This is a genomic window from Rhizobacter sp. P3_B12 (genome assembly GCF_056402895.1).
On record NZ_JBFUGN010000532.1, the window covers coordinates 1 to 4264 of the forward strand.

Annotated in this window: 5 protein-coding genes; 3 read left to right on the top strand and 2 right to left on the bottom strand. The window is 69.3% G+C overall.

Going from position 1 to position 4264, the window contains the following annotated elements:
- The first annotated feature begins 167 nt into the window (after positions 1–167).
- The 3 genes from AC1D01_RS23035 (at position 168) to ruvA (ending at position 3377) form a co-directional block, all read left to right on the top strand.
- The gene (locus AC1D01_RS23035) at positions 168–2084 is read left to right on the top strand and encodes a sensor histidine kinase (protein ID WP_477870428.1); all 1917 of its coding nucleotides are present in this window, start codon (positions 168–170) and stop codon (positions 2082–2084) included.
- A 70-nt stretch (positions 2085–2154) separates the two neighbouring features.
- Positions 2155–2808 carry a response regulator gene (locus tag AC1D01_RS23040; RefSeq protein WP_477870430.1) on the top strand — a complete coding sequence of 218 codons (654 nt, stop codon included), beginning with the start codon at positions 2155–2157 and terminating at the stop codon, positions 2806–2808.
- On the top strand, positions 2805–3377 hold the full coding sequence (gene ruvA, locus AC1D01_RS23045; protein WP_477870432.1) for a Holliday junction branch migration protein RuvA: 573 nt from the start codon (positions 2805–2807) through the stop codon (positions 3375–3377). The genes AC1D01_RS23040 and ruvA overlap by 4 nt, the downstream gene beginning before the upstream one ends.
- Before the next feature lie 7 nt (positions 3378–3384).
- On the opposite strand, the gene AC1D01_RS23050 is transcribed toward ruvA, so the two are convergent.
- A complete protein-coding gene (locus AC1D01_RS23050; RefSeq protein ID WP_477870434.1) occupies positions 3385–3855 on the bottom strand; it encodes a copper chaperone PCu(A)C in 471 nt (156 codons plus the stop codon).
- 26 nt (positions 3856–3881) lie between these two features.
- The coding region (locus AC1D01_RS23055; protein ID WP_477870436.1) for a TonB-dependent receptor domain-containing protein at positions 3882–4264 on the bottom strand (383 nt) is incomplete at its 5' end.

Below are 4264 nucleotides of genomic sequence, written 5' to 3' on the forward strand. Positions count from 1 at the left end.
GGTGTTCATCGACGCTGCCGCACAGGTGCGACAGGCGGGCGTTGTCGAGCGGGATGAAGGCGTGGCGAAGGATCACGTGGGCGCTGACTCGGGCTGGAAGGGAGGCGGAAGGCCGGATTGTCGCCGGAAGGCCCCGGCGGCGCAGGCATCCTGCACAATCGGCGCCCATGCCCTGCTTTCCGCCGACGCCCACCCTCGCCCACCGCCTGCGTGCCGCGGCCCGGGGCATGGTGGCCTCGCTGGCATCGGTGGCTTCCGCGGTGGCTCTCGCCGGCGGCCTGGCAAGCGCCCCGGCCGCAGCTGCCGAACCCGGCGTCATCGAGATCCGCAGCGCGAGCGCGGTGGCAAGTGCCGCACCGACCTTTCCCCAAGACCTGAAGCAGCGCACGGTGCGCCTGCCCGACGACTGGTCCGAGACCCTGCCGCAGTCCGACGGGCCGGTCTGGTACCGCCTCAATTTCACGCTGCCGGCGAGCTACATCACGCCGACGCCGCTGATGGCCGCCTACATCGAGCGCGCCTGCAGCAACGCGCAGGTCTGGCTGAACGGCAACCTGGTCTTCGACGGCGGCCGCATGGCGGAGCCGGTGACGCGCAACTGCTTCTACCCGCAGCTCGTCGCGCTGCCGCCGGCGCTACTGAACCCGGACGGCAACGTGCTCGACATCAGGCTGCAGGGCTACGCGCTGCAACACGTCGCGTCGCGCCAGCGGGCCGGCGGGCTGTCGACGGTGCAGGTCGGGCCGCACGCGCTGCTGGCCGACGTGCAGGCGCGCCAGGCCTTCTGGAACATCTCGCTGGTGCAGGCGATCTCGGCGATGCTGGTGCCGCTGGGCATCGTGATGCTGGGCATGGGCTGGCAGGATCGCCGCAGCCCGTGGCTGATCCATTTCGGGCTGCTCGCGATCGGCTGGGCCGCGCTGTCGGCTCGCCTGTGGTGGCGCGACCCGCCGTGGGACAACGCCACCAGCGAGTTCCTGCCCTGCGTCGGCTTCGGCGTGCTGGTGGCGCTGGCGGTGCAGTTCCTGGTGCGCTATGCCGCGCTGCGCTCGACCARGCTCGAGATCGGCCTCGCGCTGCAATGCCTGCTGATCCCGGCCAGCCTCGCGCTCGCCGGGCCGCATCGCCTGTACACGATGACGAGCGGCTGGTACCTGCTGCTGTCGGCCGAGGTGATGGCGGCCGTCACGCTGTACCTGCGCGTGACCTGGCGCAAGGGGCCGGACGGCCGCGCCGACTTCTGGCCGATGGCCTTCATGCTGATGGGCGTCGGCGTGCTGGTCCTGATCGACCTGGCGACGCAGCACGGCTGGGTCTCGTGGCTGCCGGTGCACGTGCTGCACTTCAGCATGCCGCTGATGTTCATCGCGGTCGCCGCGCGCCAGGTCCACATCTTCGGGCGCGCGCTGCAGGTGGCCGAGGCGAGCCGCAATTCGCTGGAGAGCCGCATCAACGAGGTCACCGCCGAGATCGAGCGCAACTTCTCGCAGATGGCCGAGCTGCGCGTCGAGCAGGTCACCGAGAAGGAGCGCAAGCGCATCGCCGCCGACCTGCACGACGACCTGGGCGCCAAGCTGCTGACCATCGTGCACACCAGCGAGAGCGAGCGCATCTCCACGCTGGCGCGCGAGGCGCTCGAGGAGATGCGCCTGTCGGTGCGCGGCCTCACCGGCAAGCCGATGCAGGTGGCCGATGCGCTGGCCGACTGGCGCGCCGAGACGGTGTCGCGCCTGAGCCAGGCCAACATCGAGGCCGACTGGCGCAGCCCCACCGAAGACGTGCACCAGCAGCTGTCGGCGCGCGCCTTCGTGCAGACCACCCGCATCCTGCGCGAGGCGGTCAGCAACATCATCAAGCACAGCGGCGCCTCGCACTGCAAGGTGCGCTGCAGCATCGGCGAGCATGATTTCGTGCTGGTCGTGCAGGACAACGGCAAGGGCATCCCGATGGAACTCGACGGCAAGCTCGACCGCGGCCACGGGATGGCCAGCATGAAGCACCGCGCCAAGCAGATGCAGGGGCAGTGCCTGGTCGAATCCGGGCCAGGCTACGGCACGGTGATCCGCCTCACATTGCCGCTGTAAAGCGCACAATCCGGGCGGCACATCTTCTCTTGCGCCGCTGCTACGATCCAAGATCCCTCGAGGACACCCCATGAACAAGATCCTGCTGCTCGAAGACCTGCCCGAGATCCGCGCCTGGGTGAAGGCCCTGGTGACGCAGGTGTTTCCGCAGGCGCAGATCTCCGAAAGCGCCCGCGTGCACGACGCGCTGGCGCTGATCAGCGCCGAGCGTTTCGATGTCGCGCTGGTCGACCTGGGCCTGCCGGATGGTTCCGGCGTCGACGTGGTCGCGGCGCTGCGCGAATCGCAGCCCGAGGCGCAGTCGGTGGTGGTCACCATCCACGACGACGACGACCACCTGTTCCCCGCGCTGCAGGCCGGCGCGTTCGGCTACCTGCTGAAAGAGCAGCCGCGCGAGCATTTCGTCGAGCAGCTGCAGCGCATCAGCCAGGGCGAGCCGCCGCTGACGCCGTCGATCGCGCGCCGCGTGATCGCCTATTTCGCGGCGCAGAACAAGCCGCAGGAGCGCCCGCAGAACCTGCCGCACGTCTCGCTGACCGACCGCGAGAACGAGGTGCTGCTGTGGGTCGCCAAGGGCTTCACGCTGCCGGAGATCGGCACGCAGCTGAACCTGTCGCGCCACACGATCGCCGACTACGTGAAGCAGATCTACCGCAAGCTCAACGTCAGCTCGCGGGCGGAAGCAGCGCTCGAGGCGCAGCGCCTGGRCCTGTTCCGCCGATGATCGGCCGGCTGAGCGGCCTGCTGGCAGAGAAGAACCCGCCCCAGTTGCTGGTGGACGTCGGCGGCGTCGGCTACGAGGTCGACGTGCCGATGAGCACCTTCTACAACCTGCCCGTGCTCGGCGAGCGCGTGACGCTGCTGACGCATTTCGTCGTGCGCGAGGACGCCCAGGTGCTGTTCGGCTTTCTGACAGCCGAGGAGCGCGCGACCTTCCGGCTGCTGGTGAAGATCTCCGGCGTCGGGCCGCGCACGGCCTTGTCGATCCTGTCGGGGCTGAGCGTCGGCGAGCTGGCGCAGGCGATATCGCTGCAGGAGAGCGGCCGGCTGATCAAGGTGCCGGGCATCGGCAAGAAGACGGCCGAGCGGCTGCTGCTGGAGCTGAAGGGCAAGCTCGGCGCCGACCTGGCGGTGCCGGCCAGCGTCGCGAGCGATGCGCAGGCCGACATCCTGCAGGCGCTGGTGGCGCTGGGCTACAGCGACCGCGAGGCCGCGGCCGCATTGAAGAGCCTGCCAGCCGATGTCGGCGTGAGCGAAGGCATCAAGCTCGCGCTGAAGGCCCTCGCGCGCTGATGCCTCGTCAGTGGCTGTGATCGGCCGCGGCCGCCTCGACGTTCACCGTCACCGTCACCTCGCCCGCCTTCTCGAACTTCAGCCGCAGCGGGAACTTGTCGCCCTCCTTCAGCGGCGCCTTCAGCCCGAGGATCATCAGGTGCAGCGCGCCGGGCTTCAGTTCGACGTACTTGCCGGCCGGCACGTCGATCGCCGCCACCTCGCGCATGCGCATCACGTCGCCCTCCATCTTCATCGTGTGCAGCTCGGTCGCTTTGCCGACATCGGCGCTGGCCGACAGCAGGCGGTCGTCGGCCTTGCCGCGGTTCTCCAGCCGCAGGAAGGCGCCGCCGGTCGGCTGCCCCGGCGCGGTCGCGCGCGCATACGGGTGGCCGATGGCGATCTCGCCGAGCATGAATTCATGGGCCTGGGCTGCTGCGGCGGCGAGCGAGACCAGGGCGGTGGCGGCAAGGCGGGTGAGGAGGGTGTTCAGGGTCATGACAGGGGTCCGTTTGAGGGAGGCATTCACAGGTCGTACCGCAGCTCCGCACTGTAGGTGCGTTGCGGGTACGGGTGGAAATTCCAGTAGGAGTAGTTGTTCAGGTTGTCGATGCCGAAGGCGGCGTGCCATTGCCTGTCGATCGCGAAGCGCACCCGCAGGTCGGTCGTGAAGTACTTCGACGTGCCCATGTAGGTGAAGCCATTGGTGTCGCTGTTGTCCAGGCTGCCGTACTGCCGGCCGCTGTAGCGCGCGCCGTAGCTGACGGTCCAGCGCTCGTCGACGCGCCAGGCCGCCAGCGCGCTCGCCCGCCAGCGCGGCACGCGCGGCTGCCACTTGCCGACGGTGTCGCCCGGCGTGCTCACGTACCCGCTGTTGGCGACGATCTTCGAGTCGGCATACGTCACGC